The sequence below is a fragment of the Dyella lutea genome, assembly GCF_024158035.1.
GTDB lineage: Bacteria > Pseudomonadota > Gammaproteobacteria > Xanthomonadales > Rhodanobacteraceae > Dyella_A > Dyella_A lutea.
In genome coordinates this window covers 621,226-641,560 of the sequence record NZ_JAMZEK010000002.1, presented here as the reverse complement: position 1 = coordinate 641,560, position 20,335 = coordinate 621,226, and the positions used below count along the sequence as shown (strand labels likewise).

At 68.2% G+C, this 20,335-nt stretch carries 16 protein-coding genes; 9 read left to right on the top strand and 7 right to left on the bottom strand.

The window, feature by feature from the left end; translation table 11 throughout:
* Window positions 1–59: 59 nt before the first annotated feature.
* Both NC595_RS10340 and NC595_RS10335 read right to left on the bottom strand, forming a co-directional pair.
* The gene (locus NC595_RS10340; protein WP_253566231.1) at window positions 60–731 is read right to left on the bottom strand and encodes a hypothetical protein; all 672 of its coding nucleotides are present in this window, start codon (window positions 729–731) and stop codon (window positions 60–62) included.
* Window positions 732–733: 2 nt separating this feature from the next.
* Window positions 734–1,255, bottom strand: coding sequence for an RNA polymerase sigma factor (locus NC595_RS10335; protein ID WP_253566230.1), 522 nt, complete (start codon window positions 1,253–1,255; stop codon window positions 734–736).
* 108 nt (window positions 1,256–1,363) lie between these two features.
* On the opposite strand from NC595_RS10335, the gene NC595_RS10330 reads away from it, so the two are divergent.
* The 7 genes from NC595_RS10330 (at window position 1,364) to rapA (ending at window position 14,800) form a co-directional block, all read left to right on the top strand.
* On the top strand, window positions 1,364–2,017 hold the full coding sequence (locus NC595_RS10330; RefSeq protein ID WP_253566229.1) for a DUF502 domain-containing protein: 654 nt from the start codon (window positions 1,364–1,366) through the stop codon (window positions 2,015–2,017).
* Window positions 2,018–2,150: 133 nt separating this feature from the next.
* Window positions 2,151–3,974, top strand: coding sequence for a M14 family metallopeptidase (locus NC595_RS10325; RefSeq protein ID WP_253566228.1), 1,824 nt, complete (start codon window positions 2,151–2,153; stop codon window positions 3,972–3,974).
* 117 nt (window positions 3,975–4,091) lie between these two features.
* Complete coding sequence (locus NC595_RS10320) at window positions 4,092–6,215, top strand: M13 family metallopeptidase (protein ID WP_253566227.1); 2,124 nt, start codon at window positions 4,092–4,094, stop codon at window positions 6,213–6,215.
* 100 nt (window positions 6,216–6,315) lie between these two features.
* Window positions 6,316–8,436, top strand: coding sequence for a M13 family metallopeptidase (locus NC595_RS10315; RefSeq protein ID WP_253566226.1), 2,121 nt, complete (start codon window positions 6,316–6,318; stop codon window positions 8,434–8,436).
* A 266-nt stretch (window positions 8,437–8,702) separates the two neighbouring features.
* Window positions 8,703–10,994 (top strand): catecholate siderophore receptor Fiu, encoded by a 2,292-nt coding sequence (locus tag NC595_RS10310; RefSeq protein ID WP_253566225.1) that lies wholly within the window; start codon window positions 8,703–8,705, stop codon window positions 10,992–10,994.
* Window positions 10,995–11,011: 17 nt separating this feature from the next.
* Window positions 11,012–11,689, top strand: coding sequence for a Fe2+-dependent dioxygenase (locus tag NC595_RS10305; protein ID WP_253566224.1), 678 nt, complete (start codon window positions 11,012–11,014; stop codon window positions 11,687–11,689).
* A gap of 270 nt (window positions 11,690–11,959) precedes the next feature.
* Window positions 11,960–14,800: an RNA polymerase-associated protein RapA gene (gene rapA, locus NC595_RS10300; protein WP_253566223.1), complete on the top strand. Its 2,841-nt coding sequence runs from the start codon at window positions 11,960–11,962 to the stop codon at window positions 14,798–14,800.
* Window positions 14,801–14,866: 66 nt separating this feature from the next.
* On the opposite strand, the gene NC595_RS10295 is transcribed toward rapA, so the two are convergent.
* From NC595_RS10295 to NC595_RS10275, 5 genes are all read right to left on the bottom strand, one after another.
* Window positions 14,867–15,481 (bottom strand): rhomboid family intramembrane serine protease, encoded by a 615-nt coding sequence (locus tag NC595_RS10295; protein WP_253566222.1) that lies wholly within the window; start codon window positions 15,479–15,481, stop codon window positions 14,867–14,869.
* A gap of 64 nt (window positions 15,482–15,545) precedes the next feature.
* Window positions 15,546–16,076, bottom strand: a complete 531-nt coding sequence (gene gloA / locus NC595_RS10290) for a lactoylglutathione lyase (RefSeq protein ID WP_253566221.1) — start codon at window positions 16,074–16,076, stop codon at window positions 15,546–15,548.
* A 159-nt stretch (window positions 16,077–16,235) separates the two neighbouring features.
* Entirely contained in the window at window positions 16,236–16,895 is a 660-nt protein-coding gene (locus NC595_RS10285; protein ID WP_253566220.1) for a C40 family peptidase, read from the bottom strand.
* A gap of 171 nt (window positions 16,896–17,066) precedes the next feature.
* The gene (locus NC595_RS10280) at window positions 17,067–17,780 is read right to left on the bottom strand and encodes a YggS family pyridoxal phosphate-dependent enzyme (RefSeq protein WP_253566219.1); all 714 of its coding nucleotides are present in this window, start codon (window positions 17,778–17,780) and stop codon (window positions 17,067–17,069) included.
* A gap of 2 nt (window positions 17,781–17,782) precedes the next feature.
* Window positions 17,783–19,204, bottom strand: coding sequence for a M20 family metallopeptidase (locus NC595_RS10275; protein WP_253566218.1), 1,422 nt, complete (start codon window positions 19,202–19,204; stop codon window positions 17,783–17,785).
* Between the two features lie 215 nt (window positions 19,205–19,419).
* On the opposite strand from NC595_RS10275, the gene NC595_RS10270 reads away from it, so the two are divergent.
* Both NC595_RS10270 and NC595_RS10265 read left to right on the top strand, forming a co-directional pair.
* Complete coding sequence (locus NC595_RS10270; protein ID WP_253566217.1) at window positions 19,420–19,740, top strand: ComEA family DNA-binding protein; 321 nt, start codon at window positions 19,420–19,422, stop codon at window positions 19,738–19,740.
* 118 nt (window positions 19,741–19,858) lie between these two features.
* Window positions 19,859–20,329 carry an SET domain-containing protein-lysine N-methyltransferase gene (locus tag NC595_RS10265; RefSeq protein WP_253566216.1) on the top strand — a complete coding sequence of 157 codons (471 nt, stop codon included), beginning with the start codon at window positions 19,859–19,861 and terminating at the stop codon, window positions 20,327–20,329.
* Window positions 20,330–20,335 lie beyond the last annotated feature (6 nt).

Below are 20,335 nucleotides of genomic sequence, written 5' to 3'. Positions count from 1 at the left end.
CGAAGAGGGCCCGGTGCGCGTGCGGCACGGGCCGCACGCCCGAGGGGCGGGAGAACGCATCAGCCGTTTTCCCGCTCGAAGCGGATCACCGCATCCAGCTCGGCCTCCGCCCGTTGCACCGCCTGGCCGGCGGCCTGGTTCGCCAGCCACCGCAGCAGCCCCAGGCGACGCAACACGAGGTAGGCCACGCCAACCACCGCCAGCGAGATCACCGCCGACAGCACCAGCCACGTCACGAACCCGGGACGGACGTGGTCCCACAGGCTCACGCCGGCGCGGTCGCCCGCGTATTGCGCGAGCATCAGCAGGGCGGGAATCCAGATCATGCTGCCCAGCACCGCGAACACCGGCGCCTCCACCTTGACCCGCCATGCTCGGAGATCGGCGATGCGCCGCTGGATATCCAGCACCGGCGCGGCATAGTCGATGCCCTGCACCAACGCCAGTGTCCGCGCCGCAACGATCACCGCCAGCGTGCCGAACACCTGCATGGCGACACCGCAGGCGATGGAGCGTACGTCGCCCCGATGCCCGGACCAGAAGCTGATCCCCCACAGCATCAACGCGATGCCCAGCGGCAGCTGAAACACCAGGCCCCAGGCCAGCGGCCGCAGTCGTCGCTGCACACGCTCCATCCCGCTGTCGCGATACAGCTGCAGGGACAGCGTCTGCTGCCGCGCCAGACGCTGGTCCAGCACCTGCCAGGCCTGCTTCATCTCATCCAGTTCCATGCTCATGCTCCGGTGGGGATCGCGGCGGTCATCCGGCCGCGCAGGGTCTGCTTGATGCGGCCGATCTTGGTGGCCACGTTGGTCTCGCTGATGCCGAGGATCTCGGCGATCTCGGCGTAGGAGCGCTCGTCCAGGTACAGCACGATCAGCGCCCGGTTGAGCGGGTCGAGCCGGGCGATGAAGGCGTGCAGCTCGGCGATCCGACCGTCCGGCTCGGGCGCCGGCTCGCCGGCTACGGTTTCCAGGTGGTGGACATCGAGCGGCTCCAGCTTCGCGCCCTGCACCGCCTCGCCACGGCGCAGGTGGGAAATCGCCACGTTCAACGCCACCCGGTAGAGCCAGGTGGAAAACTTCGCGCGGGCCGGGTCGTAACGGCCGAACGACCGCCAGGCCTGCAGGCCGATCTCCTGCGCCAGGTCGCGTCGATCCTCGGCATGCGGCGCGTAGATCGCCGCGACCTTGAGCACGATGCCCTGGTGTTCGCGAAGCAGGCTCTGGAAGCGGTCGGGGTCGGGACGGGTCATCGGTACGGGTCGGCGGTAGTCTCACGGGGATGATTCGCTGGCGCGGCGGAAAAATCACAGCCGCGTGCCGCCCTACAATCCGGCGTGATCCCGTCCGAGGAATGATCCATGCGACCGCTCCGCGTCAAACGTTATGTCCTGACCGGCCTGCTCACCTTCCTGCCGCTGTGGGTGACCTGGCTGGTGTTCAAGTTCGTGTTCGGCGTGCTCGCCGGGGTCGGCGCGCCGATGGCCACCCTGGTGCGCCGCGCGCTCGGCCTGGCTGCTCCGGATGCGGCGGCGGCGCTGGACCATGGCTGGGTGCTGGCGATCATGGCGCTGGTGCTGACCCTGCTCGGGCTGTACACGGTGGGCTGGCTGGCCAGCCGCATGGTCGGCCGTCGCCTGATCGATGCCTTCGACGGCCTGCTCACCCGCATCCCGCTGGTGCAGACCATCTATGGCGGCACCAAGAAGCTGATGGCGGTGCTGCAGCAGAAGCCCTCCAATACCCAGCGCGTGGTGCTGATCGACTTTCCCCGCCCCGGCATGAAGGTGGCCGGCTTCGTCACCCGGGTGATGACCGAGGAAGGCAGTGGCCGCGAGATGGCGGCGGTCTACATCCCGACCACGCCGAACCCGACCGGCGGTTATCTGGTAGTGGTCCCGGTGGACGAGTTGACACCGACCGACTGGAGCATGGACCAGGCGATGGCCTTCATCATCTCCGGCGGCGCCGTGGCACCGGACACCCTGCCCGCCAGCCGCCCCCTTCCGCTGTAGGAGCGCACCCTGCGCGCGACCGGTTGGCGTTGGCGCATGGGCGACATTGCATTCCGTGGTGCCGCCACCAAGCGGTCGCGCACGGGGTGCGCTCCTATAGTCCAGCCGATATCGCTCTCACCCAGGACGCCTCATGCTCCGACCGATCCTCGCCGGCCTGCTCGGCCTCGCCGCACTAGGCGCCCGTGCCACCGACTGGACCACGCCCGCGGAGGCGACGCACTTCCGCAACACGCCAAGCTATGCCGATACGATCGGCTACCTTGACCGCCTGCAGCGCGCCGCGCCGGACAAGCTGAAGCTGGTGACCTTCGGCACCACGCCGGAAGGCCGTCCGATGACCGCGGTGATCGCCAGTGGCGACGGCACGTTCGACCCGGCCGCCGTGCGCGCCGCGCACAAGGCCGTAGTGCTGCTGCAGGCCGGCATCCACCCGGGCGAGATCGAGGGCAAGGACGCCGGCCTGATGCTGCTGCGCGATATCGCCGTCGCCGGCAAGTGGCCCCACCTGCTTGACCACGTGGTGCTGGTGTACATCCCGGTGTTCAGCGTGGACGGGCACGAGAACACCTCGCCGTACCACCGCATCAACCAGAACGGGCCGGAAAGGCAGGGCTTTCGCGGCCAGTCGCAGTACCTCAACCTCAACCGCGACTACATCAAGGCCGATGCGCCGGAGATGCGCGCCTGGCTGAAGCTCTGGCAGCGCTGGCTGCCGGACTTCCTGATCGACGTGCACACCACCGACGGCGCGGATTATCCCTACGACCTGACCTGGTACACCGAAGACCCGCACAAGCTCGATCCCGGCGTCGCCGCGTGGCAGCAGGCGCTGATGGGCAAGACGCTGCCAGCCTATGACAAGCGCGGCCACCTCGCCTCGATCTACCTTGAATTCAAGGACGGCCGCGATCCGACCAAGGGCATTGCCAACTTCGGCTCCGGCCCGCGCTTCTCCACCGGCTACGCCGCGTTGCAGAACCGTCCCGCACTGCTGATCGAGACGCACATGCTCAAGCCGTACGCGGTACGCGTGCGCGCCGTCTACGACCTGGTGCAGTTGCTGCTGGCGCGGATCGATGCCGATCCGACATCCCTGCTGGCCGCCGATGCCGTCGCCGACGCGCGCGTGATCGCCCGGGCGGGCCAACCCGATGCGCGCGTGCCGCTCACCTTCAAGCTGTCGCCCCAATCCACGCCCTACATCTTCAGGGGCTACGCGTTCACCGTCACGCCCAGCGACATCTCGGGGGCGGGCTGGATCCACTACGACCCCGGCAAGCCGCGCACCTGGACCATCCCGAACTGGAACACGCTGCTGCCGGACCTGTCGATCGCGCCGCCGGCCGCCTACGCGGTGCCGGCGCAGTGGACGGCGGTGATCGATCGCCTCGTCGCCCACGGCATCGCCATGCAGCGGCTCGACCACGCGGTCACGCTGACCGCCGGCGGCTACCAGCTCGACCATCCGGTCTGGGGCGCGTCGCCGTTCGAAGGCCATCACATGCTGCGCTCGGTGGATGCGACGCCGGCCACCCGCACCGTCACCCTCCCGCCGGGCTCGGTGATCGTGCCGATGGACCAGCGCGCGGCCAATGTCGCCATTGAGCTGCTGGAACCACAGGCGCCCGACTCGCTGCTGCGCTGGGGCTATCTGGATGCCGTGTTCGAGGCCAAGGAGTACGGTGAACCCCGAGTGCTGGAAAGACTCGCCCACGACATGCTGGCCCGCGACCCGGCGCTGGCGACCCAGTTCCAGCAACGGCTCGCCACCGACCCGGCATTTGCCGCCAGTCCGCGCGAGCGGCTGGACTGGTTCTACCGCCGCTCGCCCTGGCATGCGGCGCAGGCCGTGGGCGCCTACCCCGTCCTCCGGCTCGACCCCAGCCAGCTGCACACGCTGCGCGGCGCCGGCCTCGACGCCCGGGCGGCCGCCTCCCCCACCCCTGACCTTTGACACTGTCTGGACCATGACTCTTGACCTAGCGTCGAGAGTCATGCCCGGCGGTCCGACGTCGGCGGGCCCGCCGTTTTCCGTTCCATCCGTACACGGATCATCCACAGAGGGAATCCCATGACCAAGCCGTTCCTGAAACCGCTGGCGCTCGGCGTCAGCCTCGCGCTCTCGCTCTCGGCCTGTGGCAAGCACGAGGAAGCGGCCAAGCCTGCCGAGACCGCACCGGCCAAGGCCGCAACGGTCGCCAAGGCCGCCGCCCCGGCCGCGCCCAAGAGCGTGTTCGACGTCGGCGAACTGGGTCCGTCCAGCGAGGCTTGCCAGGACTTCAACACCTTCGTCAATGCCAAGTGGATCGCCGCCAACCCGATCCCGGCCGACCAGACCTCGTGGGGCTCGTTCAACGTGCTCTACGAAAAGAGCCTGGCCGACCAGCACCAGCTCGTCGAGGACGCCGCCAAGAACGCCGACAGTGCCAAGGCCGGCTCGATCGAACAGAAGATCGGCTGGCTGTACTCCTCCGCGATGGACATGGACGCACGCAACAAGGCCGGCTTCGACCCGATCAAGCCGGACCTGGCCGGCATCGATGCGCTGAAGTCGAACAAGGACCTGCCTGCCTGGCTCAACCAGTCCTTCGCCAAGGGCGACGGTGCGGTGTTCGGATTCGGCTCCGGCGCCGACTTCAAGGATGCCAAGATCCAGATCGGCTACGCCGAGCAGGGTGGCCTGGGCCTGCCCACGCCCGACTACTACAGCAACCCGAAGCAGAAGGACCTGCGCGACGCCTACGTGAAGTACCTCGCCAAGCTGTTCGAACTGACCGGTGACAAGCCTGCCGATGCTGCAAAGCAGGCCGACCTGGCGGTGAAGTTCGAAACCGAGCTGGCCGCGCACTCGGTGCCGCGCGTGGAGATGCGCGATCCGAAGAACCAGTATCACTTCGTGACGGTGAAGGAGGCGGACAAGGTCACCCCGCACTTCAACTGGAACGGCTTCTTCAAGGCGCAGGGCGTCACGGTCGACAAGGGCTTCTCGCTGTCGCAGCCGAAGTTCTTCGCCGAGTTCGACCAGTTGCTGGCCAAGGCTCCGCTGGCCGAGTGGAAGGCCTACCTCAAGGCCCGCACGATCTCCGGCGCGGCCTCCGCGTTGTCGCAGCCGTTCGTCGACACGCAGTTCGACTTCTACGGCAAGACCCTGCGCGGCCAGCCGCAGCAGAAGCCGCAGTGGAAGCTGGCGCTGGGGTCGGTCAACGGCGCGATGGGCATGGCGCTGGGCGAACTGTACGTCGCCAAGTACTTCCCGCCGGAGGCCAAGGAGCGCGCCGAGAAGTTGGTCGACAACGTGCGCAATGCGCTGAAGACCCGCATCGAGAATCTCGACTGGATGAGCGCCGAGACCAAGGCCAAGGCGCTGGACAAGTGGTCCAAGTTCCTGCCGAAGATCGGCTACCCGGACAAGTGGCGCAGCTGGGACGGCCTGACCATCAGCAAGGGCGATTACTACGCCAACATGGAAGCGGCGGGCAAGTTCAACTACGACTACGACATCGCCAAGATCGGCAAGCCGACCGACCGCAAGGAATGGGGCATGACCCCGCAGACGGTCAATGCCTACTACAACCCGACCGACAACACGATCAACTTCCCGGCCGCGATCCTGCAGCCGCCGTTCTTCGATGCGAACGCGGACGACGCGATCAACTACGGCGGCATCGGCGCGGTGATCGGCCACGAGGCCAGCCACGGCTTCGACGACCAGGGCAGCCAATTCGATGGCGACGGCAACAACGAGAACTGGTGGAGCAAGGAAGACCGCGCCAAGTTCGATGCCCGCACCGACAAGCTGGTCAAGCAATTCGACGCCTATGCGCCGATCCCCAGCCACCCGGACCTGCACGTCAACGGCAAGCTGACCCTGGGCGAGAACATCGCCGACCTGGGTGGCCTGAACATCGCCTACGACGCGCTGCAGACCGCGCTGAAGAACCACCCCGAGGAAGCCGGCAAGAAGATCGACGGCTACACCGAGGACCAGCGCTTCTTCCTCAACTGGGCGCGCGTGTGGCGTGGCTCGATCCGCGACAAGGCGCAGATGGTCTATCTCAACGCCGACCCGCATTCGCCGGAGAAATTCCGCGCGATCGGCGCGCCGTCGAACATGCCGGCCTTCGCCACCGCGTTCCAGTGCAAGCCGACTGATCCGATGGTTCGCTCCGGCGACCAGCAGGTGAAGATCTGGTAATCGCCCTTGCCGTCCCGTCGGACCGCTTCCCGGCGGTACGACGGGGCGGCTGTCTTTTCCGGTCTTCCGACCGGGTCCCGTTTCCGCCAGAGAGATATCCATGTCCCATTCCTTCCTGAAGCCGACCGCGCTTGCGCTGGCGCTCACCCTGTCCCTCACTGCGTGCGGCAAGCATGAGCAGGCCGCCACGCCGGCCCCGGCCGCTCCGGCCAAGGCCGCTACAGCGGCCACCGCGGCCGCACCGGCAAACAAGAGCGTCTTCGACGTGAGTGAACTCGGCCCGGCCAACGAGGCCTGCCAGGACTTCAACACCTTCGTCAACGCCAAGTGGGTGGCCGCCAACCCGATCCCGAGCGACCGCACCCGCTGGGGCGCCTTTGACAAGCTGGCCGAGGACAGCCTCAACACCCAGCACGAGATCGTCGAGAACGCCGCCAAGAACGCCGCCAGCGCGCCGGCCGGCTCGATTGAGCAGAAGATCGGCTACCTGTACCAGTCCGGCATGGACGAAGCCGCCCGCGACAAGGCCGGTTTCGATCCGATCAAGCCCAAGCTCGAGGCGATCGCCGGCCTGAAGAACGGCAAGGAAGTCGCCGACTACCTGATGAAGAGCTTCGCCGACGGCGACCAGCAGGTGTTCGCGTTCGGCGCCGGTGCCGACTTCAAGCACGCCGAGACGCAGATCGGCTACACCTTCCAGAGCGGCCTGGGCCTGCCGACGAAGGACTACTACCTCGATCCGAAGCACGCCGACGAGCGCAAGGCCTACCTCGACTACATCGCCAAGACGCTGCAGCTGACCGGCGTGTCCGAGGCCGACGCGAAAAAGCAGGCCGACCAGGTGATGGCCTTCGAGACCGAGCTGGCCAAGGCGTCGCTGGCGCCGGTGGATCTGCGCGAGCCGTCGAACCAGTACCACTTCGTCAGCGTGAACGAGGCGGACAAGGTCACCCCGCACTTCCACTGGGAGCAGTTCTTCAAGGACCAGGGCGTGACCATCGACAAGGGCTTCTCGCTGTCGCAGCCGCAGTTCTTCGCCGAGTTCGACCATCTTCTGGCCAAGACCCCGGTGGCCCAGTGGCAGGCCTACCTGCGCTTCCACGTGATCGACGACGCCTCGCCGTACCTGAGCACCGCCTTCCAGGACAACAAGTACGACTTCTACGGCAAGACGCTCTCCGGTCAGCCACAGCAGAAGCCGCTGTGGAAGCGCGTGCTGGGCACGGTGAACGGTGCGATGGGCATGGCGCTGGGCGAGCTGTACGTCAAGCAGGAGTTCACCCCGGATGCCAAGGCGCGTGCGCAGGAGCTGGTCGACAACGTGCGCAACGCGCTGAAGGCGCGCATCGAGAACCTCGACTGGATGAGCGCCGAGACCAAGGAAAAGGCGATCGCCAAGTGGAACACCTTCCTGCCGAAGATCGGCTATCCGGACAAGTGGCGCAGCTGGGACGGCCTGTCGATCACGCCTGACAATTTCTATGCCAACGTGATGGCAGCCGGCAAGTTCAACTACCGCTACGACGTGGACAAGATCGGCAAGCCGACCGACCGCAAGGAATGGGGCATGACCCCGCAGACGGTCAATGCCTACTACAACCCGACCGACAACACGATCAACTTCCCGGCCGCGATCCTGCAACCGCCGTTCTTCGACGCCAAGGCGGACGACGCGATCAACTACGGCGGCATCGGCGCGGTGATCGGCCACGAGGCCAGCCACGGCTTCGACGACGAGGGCAGCCAGTTCGATGGCGCCGGCAACAACGTGAACTGGTGGACCAAGGAAGACCGCGCCAAGTTCGACGCCCGCACCGACAAGCTGGTGGCACAGTTCAACGCCTACACACCGATCAAGGACAAACCGGACGCGCACGTCAACGGCAAGCTGACGCTGGGCGAGAACATCGCCGACCTGGGCGGCCTGAACGTGGCTTACGACGCCCTGCAGCAGGCGCTGAAGCAGCATCCGGAGGAAGCCGGCAAGAAGATCGACGGCTACACCGAGGACCAGCGCTTCTTCCTCAACTGGGCCCGCGTGTGGCGCGGCAACATCCGCGAGAAGGAAGCGCTGCTGCGCCTGAACACCGATCCGCATGCCCCGGCCTCGCTGCGTGCGATCGGCGCGCCGTCGAACATGCCGGCGTTCGCCACCGCGTTCCAGTGCAAGCCGACCGATCCGATGGTCCGCTCCGGCGACCAGCAGGTGAAGATCTGGTAATTCCCCACCGGGCCACGGCCCGGCCTGGTTGAGCCACACGGCCCCGCACGCGAGTGCGGGGCCTTTTCTTTGTCATCATTACGAATATTGTTGCAAATCATTCTCATTTAGATAACATGGAGGCATCCGCGCACAGCCCGCTCCACGGTCGCCAGCGCACCACACCGCCCCGGTCTCCGATGCCTCCTCGATGAGTTCATCGGACGGCGACGCCTTGCCCGCAGCAGCCAACCGGACCGGCGAACCGAAGCAACAAGGACATTGGCATGGCTTTCATCACCGCGCGCAAGCACACCCTTCCCACCGCCGCCGCTCTGCTCGCCGGCATGGCGGTCGCCCAGACCGCCGGCGCCGTCGACACCGACGCGCAGATCGCCCAGGCCCGCACCCTGCCCGGCCTCAAGGTCGAGGCCAACCGCGCGCCGGACTATCGCGTCGATACGCTGTCCTCGCCCAAGTTCACCCAGCCGCTGCTGGACACGCCGCAGACCATCGCCGTGATCAGCAAGGAGCTGCTGCAGGAACAGGGCGCGACCACGCTGACCGAGGCGCTGCGCAACAGTCCCGGCGTGGGCACGTTCTACGTCGGCGAGAACGGCTCGACCAGCACCGGCGACGCCATCTACATGCGCGGCTTCGACACCTCCGGCAGCATCTTCGTCGATGGTGTGCGCGACCTCGGCTCGATCTCGCGCGACGTGTTCAACATCGAGCAGGTCGAAGTGACCAAGGGACCGGACGGCACCGAGTACGGCCGCACCGCCCCCACCGGCGCGGTCAACCTGGTCAGCAAGCAGCCGGAGCTGGGCCAAGGCGTGACGGCTTCGGTCTCCTACGGCAGCGGCCAGCAAAGGCGCAGCACCGCCGACTGGAACCAGCAGACCGGTGAGCATTCGGCCTTCCGCCTCAACGTGATGGGCCAGAACAGCGGCGTGCCGGGCCGCGACCGGGTGAAGAACGACCGCTCGGGCGTCGCGCCCTCGCTCGCCTTCGGCATCGGCACCCCGACCCGGGTCTATCTGGATGCGCTGCACGTGAAGCAGACCAACGTCCCCGACGGCGGTGTCTCCACCATCGGCCTGCCCGGCTACACCAGCCCAGACCCGTCCCGCCCCTTCATCGGTGACGCGCCGAAGGTCGACCCGGGCAATTTCTACGGCACCTCGCAGGACCACGACGACGTCACCGCGGACATGTTCACCGCGATCGTGCAGCACGACGTCTCACCGGACGTGGCGCTGAGCAACACCACCCGCTGGGGCCGCACCCGGCAGGACTACCTGCTGACCTCGTTCATGGCCTCGGCGGCCAACCTGCTCACCCCGGACCCGGCCGATCCGTCGACCTGGACGGTCGCCCGCAGCAACCCGACGTTCAAGCACCAGGCCAACCGCATCCTGGCCAATCAGACCAATGTCACCGCGCACTTCGACGGCGACACCGTGGCGCAGGACCTCAGCGCCGGCGTCGAGCTGTCGCAGGAGAAGGCCACCACGATCGGCGTCGCCACGATCGACGGCAGCACCTGGCCGGCGGCCGATCTCTACCACCCCGATGCCGGCGTCGGCGGCCTGCGGTATGCACGCAACGGTGCGTACAGCTCCGGCAAGACCAACACCGTGGCCGCCTACCTGTTCGACACGTTGAAATTCGGCCGGCACTGGCAGGTCAACGCCGGCGCGCGACTGGATCGCTACGGCACCGACTTCTCCAGCATGGTGGTCTGTGGCGGACGTCGCGGCCCGGCCTGCGGCAGCCTGCCGGCGGGCAGCATCGTGCCCGGCGTGGATGCCCGCAAGCGCGGCACCCTGCCCAACTACAAACTCGGCGTGCTGTACAAGCCGACGACCAACAGCAGCGTCTACCTCAACCTCGCGCAGTCGCAGGAGCCCCCGGGCGGCAGCACGCTCACCCTGAGCGGTTCGGCCAACAGCCTGGACAACCCCAACCTCGATCCGCAGAAGGCCCGCACGATCGAACTGGGCAGCAAGTGGAACCTGCTCGACGGCCGCCTGCTGGTCACCGGCGCGCTGTATCGCACCACGGTGAGCAACGAGCTGGTGCAGGACCCGGTCGACACCTCGGTCTACTACCAGATCGGCAAAAAGCAGGTGCAGGGCGTGGAGCTGACCGCGGTCGGCGAGATCACCAGGAACTGGGCAGTCAGCGCCGGCCTCACCACGATGGACGCGACCGTGCAGAACGGCGCCGCGGTGGCCGAAGACGGCTCCGATGCACTGGCCTACACCCCGAAGAGCGCGTTCACCGCGTGGACCACCTACCACCTGCCGTTCGGCCTGACCGTCGGTGGCGGCGCCCGCTACTCGGGCAAGCTCAAGCGCGGCAGCGACGGCGCGATCGGCACACCCGCCTACGCCGATGCCTACTGGGTGGTCGACGCGATGGCCAGCTACCCGGTGAGCAAGCACCTCGACCTGCAGTTGAACCTCTACAACCTGTTCGACCGCTCCTACGTCGCCGCGATCAACAAGAGCGGCTACCGCTATACCCCGGGTGCACCGCGCTCGGCGATGCTGACCGTCAATTTCCGCTTCTGATCCGGACGAGGCCCCCCATGCTTCTGCACCTTCCCGGCGTATTGAGCGCAGCGCAGGTCGTCCATTTGCGACAGGCGCTGGAAGCGGCCGACTGGACCGATGGTCGCGAGACCGTCGGTGCCCAGGGCGCCCGGGTCAAGCGCAACGAGCAGCTGCCGGACAGCTCGCCGCTGCGCCATGAACTGGGCGCGGTGGTGCAGGCGGCGCTGGCCCGGCATCCACTGTTCCACGCCGCCGCGCTGCCGGCGCGTCAATTGCCACCCCGCTTCAACCGCTATCAGGGCGGCGGCGAGTACGGCTTCCACGTGGACGGGGCAGTGATGGCGCTGGCCGATGGCAGCCAGCTGCGCAGCGATGTGTCCTGCACGGTGTTCCTCAACGAACCGGAAGACTACGACGGCGGCGAGCTGGTGGTCAGCGACACCTACGGCGAGCACGCGGTGAAGCTGCCCGCTGGCGACGCCATCCTCTACCCGTCCAGCAGCCTGCATCGGGTCACCCCGGTCACCCGCGGCGCGCGACTGGCAGCCTTCTTCTGGATCCAGAGCCTGGTCCGCGACCTGGCGCACCGGCGCACACTGCTCGAGCTGGACCAGGCCATCTCGCGACTGCGGGCGGCCGGCGGCGACGAGGTCGCGGTGCTGCAGCTCACCGGCGTTTACCACAACCTGCTGCGCGAGTGGTCGCAGACCTGAGGAGGGCCCGATCAATCCCGGCGCAGGGGTCACCGGCCTCTGCGGTTTGAATTCCCGGAGGAGGTGATGTGCGGAAGGTCTTCGCGTCGCCCGGCGCGCCTCGCCTGGAGGGACGGCTCAGGCGGCACCGCAGGCGCCCCGCTGCAGGCCTTCTGGACATCATGCCGCCTGCGCCGGGGTTGATCGAACCGTCCCTGGACGCGTTCCGCTGTTCCCTGCACGCGACAAGGGGCGGATAATCGGCGCCCTTTATCGATGCGCGGTTTCTCAATGTTCGTACCCGGTCAACGCTGGATCTCCACTGCCGAGCCGGAGCTCGGCCTCGGCACCGTGCTGCGCGTCCAGGGGCGCAGCGTGCAGGTGCTGTTCGCCAAGGCCGGCGTGCTCAGGCCGTATGCGATGGAGTCCGCGCCGCTGGTGCGCGCCGAATTCCGTCCCGGCCAGCGCATCGCCGGCAAGGGGATCTCCTTTCTGGTCGAGCGCGTGGACGTGCGCGAGGGCCTGCTGGTGTACCGCGGCGAGGGTCGCGAGATGGAGGAAGGCCAGCTCGACGACGAGCAGGCCGTCAGCCAGGCCGACGACCGCCTGATCGGCGGCCGCACCGATCCGGTATCCCATTTCGAGCAGCGCCTCGATGCGCTGCGCCGGCGCGCCGAGGCCCGCCGCTCGCCGAGCTGGGGGTTGGGTGCGGCACGTGTCGGACTGGTCCCGCACCAGCTGCGCGTGGCCGGCATCGCCTCTGCGCGCCGGCCGCCCCGCGTGCTGCTGGCCGACGAGGTGGGCTTAGGGAAAACCATCGAGGCCGGCATGATCCTCGCCCGCCAGCTCGCCACCGGCCGCGCGTCGCGCGCCCTGGTGCTGCTGCCGGACACGCTGGTGTACCAGTGGTTCGTCGAGCTGCTGCGCCGCTTCAACCTCAGCTTCGCGATCTACGACGAGGAGCGCTGCGAGGCACTGGAGCAGTCCGAGCCGGGCAGCAACCCGTTCGAGGACGAGCAGCTGGTGATCGCCGACTTCGCCTTCCTGGCGTCCTCGCCCAAGCGGGCGCAGCAGCTCATGGACGCCGGCTGGGACCTGCTGGTGGTGGACGAGGCGCACCACCTGGAGTGGACCCCGGAAGCGGCCAGCCCGCGCTACAGCCTGGTCGAGCAGCTCGCCGCCAAGACCCCGGGCGTGATCCTGCTCACCGCCACGCCCGAGCAGCTCGGTCGCAGCGGCCACTTCGCCCGCCTGCGCCTGCTCGACCCGCAACGCTACAGCGACCTGGACGCCTACCTGGCCGAATCCGAAGGCTTCCAGGCGCTGTCGCAGGTGGCCGACCGGCTGACCCAGGGCCTGCCGCTCACCGTGGAGGACCGCAGCCTGCTGGCCAGCGTGCTGGCCGACGACGCCGAGCTCACCGGCAAGCTGGCCGAGACGTTGGCACCCGAGCACGCCCGCGCCATCCTCGCCGCCTTGATCGACCGCCACGGCACCGGCCGCGCGATGTTCCGCAACCGCCGCGCCGGCATCGGCGGCTTTCCGCAGCGCGTGCCGGCGTGGCACCTGCTCGATGCAGACATGCTGGACGACAGCCAGCGCCAGGCGCTGCTGGCCGAGTTCCACGCCGACATCCAGCAGCCGCCGCCGGCGCTCACGCTGGACTACGCCGAGGACCCGCGGCTGCAGGCGCTGGTCGACCTGCTCGAAGCGCACCCGCAGGCCAAGTTCCTGCTGATCTGCCGCAGCCAGGCCAAGGTGCTGGCGCTGGAGGAAGCCCTGCGCACGCGCACCGGTGCCGGCATCGCCCGCTTCCACGAGGGCCTGGGCATCGTGCAGCGCGACCGCAACGCGGCGTTCTTCGCCCAGCCGGACGGCGCGCGCCTGCTGCTGTGCTCGGAGATCGGCTCGGAAGGCCGCAACTTCCAGTTCGCCCACCACCTGGTGTTGTGGGACCTGCCACTGGACCCGGACCTGCTCGAGCAGCGCATCGGCCGACTGGACCGCATCGGCCAGCGTCACGACATCGCGATCCACGTGCTGGCCGTGGAAGGCAGTGCGCAGCATGTGCTGGCTCGCTGGTACGACGAGGGCCTGGATGCCTTCCGGGTCAGCCCGTCCGATGGCCGCGAGCTGCTGCGCCGCTACGGCGAGCCGCTGGCGCGGCTGGCCGACGAGCACGCGCGCAGCGCCGACGGCCGCGACCAGGAGCTGGACGTGCTGATCGCCGAGACCCGCGCCAGCCACGAGGAACTCGCCGCGCTGATCCGCGAGGGCCGCGACCACCTGCTGGAACTGGCCGCCAGCCGCGACCTGCACGCCGAGGAACTGGCCCAGGCGTTCCGTCGCGAGGACATCGACCCGGCCCGCGACACCTTCATCCAGCGCCTGCTGGAGCAGTTCGGCATCCACGCCGAGGAGCTGGGTCCGAAGGTGCTGCTGCTGGATCCGCAGTACCTGTCCACCGATGCCCTGCCCGGCTTCGCGGAAGGCCCGATCTCGGTCACCTTCGACCGCGACACCGCGCTGGCCCGCGAAGAGCTGCCGCTACTGCGGCTGGACCATCCGCTGGTGCTCGGCGCAATGGACCTGGTGCTGTCCGGCGAACAGGGCAATGCCGCGTTCATGGTGGACGACGCGCTGGGGCCACGCAGCGCCCTGCTGCAGGCAGTGTTCGTGCTCGAGTGCGTGGCCGACCGCGCACTGGACGCCGAGCGTTTCCTGCCGGTGCTGCCGCTGCCGGTGACCATCGACACCCGGCTGGCCGAGCGACCCGACTTCCAGCCCAGCGAGATCGCGCTGCGCAAGGCCGCCGACCGCAACATCGAGGTGGCTCGCTACCGCAAGTTCCTCAACAAGCTGGTGCCGCCGATGCTGGAGAAAGCCGAAGCCGTCGCCGCCGCGCAGGCGCAGGAACGGGTGGCCGAAGCCACAGCGCTGGCCGGTGAGACGCTGGACGCCGACCTGGCCCGGCTGCAGGCGCTGCGGGCGGTGAACCCGTCGATCAGCGCGGCCGAGATCGCCCTGGTGCAGGCCGAGCGCAACGCCCTGCTCGACGCGCTGCCCAAGGCACGCCTGCGGCTGGATGCGGTGCGCTTCGTGGTCAGCGCGGACTTCCTCGCGCTGCGCTGAGCGATCCGTCCGTGCACCACGAAAAAGGCGGCCACCCGGCCGCCTTTTTCGTGTCCCGGCGAAACCTCACCACATCAACCGTCGCCGTGGCTTGATCGGCAGCTTGCCGCGCCAGTACTGGATCAGCACCCAGCCGCCGAGCATGCCGCCGAGATGGGCGAAGTGCGCCACGCCCGGCATCCAGCCGAATACGCCCGACAAAAGCTCCAGCCCGCCGTAGAGGATCACGAACAGCCAGGCCGGCATCGGGATCGGCAGCAGGATGAAGTAGACCTTCTCGTGCGGATAGAACATGCCGAAGGCGAGCAGCAGGCCGAAGATCGCCCCGGACGCGCCCACCGTCGGCGTCTGGAAGTCGTGCATGAACCAGCGCAGCACCACCAGTTGCAGCAGCGAGGACACCACCAGGCAGGTGAAGTAGTACACGGTGAACTGGCGCGAGCCGAACAGCCGCTCGATCTGGCTGCCGAACATGTACAGCGCCAGCATGTTGAACGCGATGTGGGCGAAGCCGCCGTGCAGGAATCCGCCAGTGACGATCTGCCACGGCTCGAAGTACCCGCTACCCAGCGGCCACAGCGCCAGCCAGCCGGCGATGCCGGGCATCACCATCTGCAACAGGAAGATCGCCACGTTGGCGATCAGCAAGTTCCGGGTCACCGGGGCAAGCGCGAGGGGCATCGATGGGTTTCCAGTCGGGGGACGGGCGTGGCACGGACCGCGCCACGCCGCGGCGGTTCCGGACTCAGCCGACGAAACGCGCCGGCTGCAGGATCTCGATCCAGTAACCGTCCGGATCCTTGATGAAGGCGATGTGCTTCATGCGCCCATCGGCCAGGCGCTTCTGGAACGGCACGCCCAGCGCCTCGAAGCGCTCGCAGGCGGCATGCACGTCCGGCACCGACACGCACAGGTGTCCGAAGCCGCGCGGCTCGCCGTTGCCGTCGTGGTAGTGGAACGCCGGGTCGTCCTCGGTGCCATGGTTGTGGGTCAACTCCAGCACGCCGGGCTGGCCCAGCACCCACTCCAGCCGCTCGGCGTCGTCGTCGGGGATCGCCGCGCGGTCGGCACGCAGCATCAGGTAGTAGATGGTGAACTTCGCCTCCTCGAACACCTGCCGGTGCACCGGCGTGAAGCCGAGCACCCGGGTGTAGAAGTCCAGCGAGGCCGCGACGTCCTTCACCCGGATCATGGTGTGATTGAAAACGTAGCCATGGGTCGCGGCCTCCGGCCGGGCGGTCACGCCGGGCAGGTCCAGCAGGGTCGACAACGGCATCGCAGGGGCTCCTCGGGAGTGGCGGGTACAGACCGATGAGATGGGGGCCGGGCGACAGGGCACAACACCCTGGCCCGAGTCGGGGCAACGGCGCCCCGACCGCAGGCAAAAAGAAGCCGCCATGCGGCGGCTCTGTCGGATCATGCTTTGGATCGTGGCTCAGCTCTTGCCGGGCACGGGGCTGATATCGGCCAGCCCTTCGGGGCGCGCGGCACCGGCGAAGTGCCGGGCCCAGTAGGCATCGGCCAGATTGTCCACACGCACGGTCTGCCCGTGCGAGGGCGAGTGGATGAACCGGCCGTTGTCGAGATAGATGCCCACGTGCGAGATGCGACCGCGCCGACCGGCGGTGCGGAAGAACACCAGGTCACCCGGCCGCATGTCCTTGCGGTTGACCTTGAGCCCGGCGAGGAACTGCGCGGCAGCATTGGCCGGCAGGTTCATGCCGACGGCCTGGGCGAACACGTAGTGCACGAAGCCACTGCAGTCGAAACCGGTCGACGGGGTACGCCCGCCGCGGACGTAGCGGATATGGCGCAAGGCCATGGCCAGGCCGATCAGCGACTGGCGCAGGCTGGTCGCTTCCGTGCCGGCATTCGTGGTGCGGTCATCGCTGGCAGCAAGCAGGGCCGACGGGTCGGTGGGCAGCACCGCCAGTGCGAGCTTCGAGGCAGGGTCGGGCAGCGGCAATACCTGGGTCAGCGGAGCGACCACCGGGGTCATCGACGGTGTCGGGACCGCGGCGTCGGCGGCATGCACCGGAGCGGCGAACATGGCGATGGCCATCGCAGCGAGCGCGGTCAGCGGCTTGATCGTCATGCGGGAGAGCCCCTCGCGGAAGGTCGGAATCCCGACCAGCAACACGCGGACCGGGGACAGCTGGCGAAAGCTATCAAAGCGGGCTGACGGGTTTGTTGGATTGGGGTTAACTAAACCCCGGAGGTCAGCATTCCCCCCCGCGATTCGCGGTGCGGGTCGCAGAAACGCGGCTCAGCCGGCCATGGCCGGCCGCGCGCCGAAGATCGCGCTGCCGATGCGCACCTCGGTCGCGCCTTCGGCGATGGCCAGGGCAAAGTCGCCGCTCATGCCCATCGACAGCCGCGGCAGATCGTGTCCCGCGGCCGCCATCGCATCGCGCAGCTCGCGCAGCTGGCGGAAGCAGCGGCGCACCTCGGTCTCGTCGTCGGTATGCGTGGCCATGGTCATCAGGCCGCGCACGCGCAACGTGTCGAAGCGGCGCAGGTCGGCCAGCAGGGCGGACAGCTCCGCCGGAGCGAGGCCGTGCTTGCTTTCTTCCGGCGAGGTCTTCACCTGCACCAGCGCATCGATGGCGCGGCCCTCGATCTGCAGACGGTGATCCAGCGCCTCGGCCAGTTCGATCCGGTCCAGCGTCTGCACCTCGTGCGCGAGACGCGCCACGTCCTTGGCCTTGTTGGTCTGCAGTGGGCCGATGATCACCCACTCGATGGCGCAGTCGGCGAGCTGCGGCGCCTTCTCGCGCACTTCCTGCACGCGGTTCTCGCCGAAGCGGTGCTCGCCCAGCGCGAACGCCGCACGCACCGCCTCGGCATCGAAGGTCTTGCTGACCGGCAGCACCCGCACACCGGCGGGATCGCGGCCAACCGCAAGGCAGGCCGCGTCGACCCGCGCGCGCACCGCCGCCAGGTTGGCGGCAAGCGCAGCCGGATCGACCGTCCCGGACACGCTTACTTGCCCTGCTTTTCGTAGTGCCTGGCCACCACTTCGGCCACCACCATCGACACTTTCTTGCCGGTGGGAATGTGCAGGAACTCGTTCGGGCCGTGGGCGTTGGAGTGCGGACCGAGCACGCCGGTAATGAGGAACTGCGCCTGCGGGAATTTCTCGCCCAGCATGCCCATGAACGGAATGGAGCCGCCCTCGCCCATGTACGCCGCCGGCGCACCGAAGTAGTGCTCGGAGGCCTCCTTCACCGCTTCGGCCAGCCACGGCGAGAGCTGCGGCGCATTCCAGCCGCTGCCGTCCTTCTCCACCTTGAAGCTAACCTTGGCGCCGTACGGCGGGTCCTTCTCCAGCAGTTGCTTGACGAATTCGCCGGCCTTGGCACCGTTGAGCGTCGGCGGCACGCGCAGGCTCAGCTTCAGCGCCGTCTGCGGGCGCAGCACGTTGCCGGCACTCTCCAGCGCCGGCAGGCCGCCGGCGCCGGTCACCGCCAGTTGCGGGCGCCAGGTGCGGTTGAGCACCAGCTCGACCAGGTCGTCGGTGACCGGCTGCATGCCCTCGACGAACGGGAATTTGTCGTAGATCGCCGTGCCCAGCACTTCGGTGGAGGCCTTGGCCTGCGCGATGCGCTCGGCGGGGATGTCCACGTACAGCTCCTGCGGCAGGATCTTGCCGGTGGCCGGATCTTCCAGCCGCGACAGCAGTTCGCGCAGGATGCGGAAGCTCGACGGCACCACGCCGGAGGCGTCACCCGAATGCACGCCCTCGTCCAGCACCTGCACGGTCAGCTCGCCGCCGGTCATGCCGCGCAGCGAGGTGGTGAGCCACAGCTGGTCGTAGTTGCCGCAGCCCGAATCCAGGCAGACCACCAGCGACGGGTTGCCGATGCGCTCGGCCAGGTGGTCCACGTAATACGGCAGGTCGTAGCTGCCGGACTCCTCGCAGGCCTCGATGAGGATCACGCAGCGGCTGTGCGCGATGCCCTGCTCGCGCAGCGCCAGCAGCGCGGCGAGCGAACCGAAGATCGCGTAGCCGTCGTCGGCGCCACCGCGGCCATACAGCTTGTCGCCCTTGATCACCGGCTTCCACGGGCCGAGGTCGTCGGCCCAGCCGGTCATCTCCGGCTGCTTGTCCAGATGGCCGTAGAGCACGACGGTGTCGTCGCCCTCGCCCGGCACCTCGATGTAGATCAGCGGCGTGCGCCCTTCCAGCCGCACCACCTCCAGCGTGGCGCCGGGTAACGCGGCCAGCTTGCCGCGGGCCCAGCTCGACATCAGCTCCACGGCCTGGTCCATGTAGCCGTGGGCGACCCAGTCCTTGTCGAACATCGGCGACTTGTTGGGAATGCGGATGTACTCCACCAGCTGCGGCACGATCTCGTCGTCCCACAGGCCGCTGACGAAACGGGAAAGGCGGGTGGTATCCATCGGCAACTCCGTGATGCTGGCAAAGGTTGCCATTGTAACAGCGCCCACCCGGTGTCCTCCCGGCTCCGACAACAGCATCGGGGCATGCCCACAGCCTCGGCCGGCCAGCCCCGGGGGCCGAATGCAGTCCGCACCGGCATCGCTGCTGCCGCGGTTGGCGCACAGTGCTCCACGGCCCGATTCGGCCCCTGTCCCGCTTTCACGGAGGAAACGCCATGCTTCGCACCCTGCTCGCCGCCACCCTCGCGCTGGCCATCGCCCTGCCCGCCATCGCCGCCACCCCGGTCAACATCAACAAGGCCGACGCGGCCACCATCGCCAGCTCGCTCGACGGCGTGGGCGCGGCCAAAGCCAAGGCCATCGTGGCTTGGCGCGAGGCGCATGGCCCGTTCAAGACGTTGGACGACCTGGCCCAGGTCAAGGGCATGGGCCCGGCCACGCTCAAGCGCAACCAGCAGGCCATCCAGTTCAGTGGCAATGCCGCCGGCGCGCCGGCCAAGGCCGCCAAGGTAAAGCACAAGGCCAGCGCCAAGTAATCCCCCATAAGGGACTCCCCGACCCATGGATGGGGCGGCGTGGCGGGTCGCTGGCGGCCCGCCACGCTTGCGCTACACTCCGCCGCGCCCGATCCGGGCCCCGAGTGCCGTGCTTTCCATGATCCTTCCGCGTTACCGCATAGCCGCCTCCACCATTGGCGGTGCCGGCCAGGGCCTGTTCCTCGACGAAGCGGTTCGCGCCGGCAGCATCATCACCGCGCCCGACGCGATCGACCGCACCTGGCGTCACGACGAACTGGAAAACCATCCGGAACTCGCCGCTCTGCGCCACGCCAGCGCACGCTGGTTCGAGGACCGCTACACGGTGTCGCCGGACTGGCCCGACGAGTGCTACGTCAACCACAGCTTCTCGCCCACCGGCCTCTGGCATCTGGGTTTCATCTTCGCGCTGGCCAACCTGCCGGCCGGTACCGAGGTGACCGTCGACTATCGGCATCTGCTGCCGCCCGGCGAGGCGGAGGATTTTGTGGATTCGATCACAGGTGAGAGAATCGTGGGCTTGGCTTGGGAGGACGCCCTGGCCTCAAGTACGCAAGCGCTCAGCCGACTGCTGGATAGCGGTCGCTGAAAACCG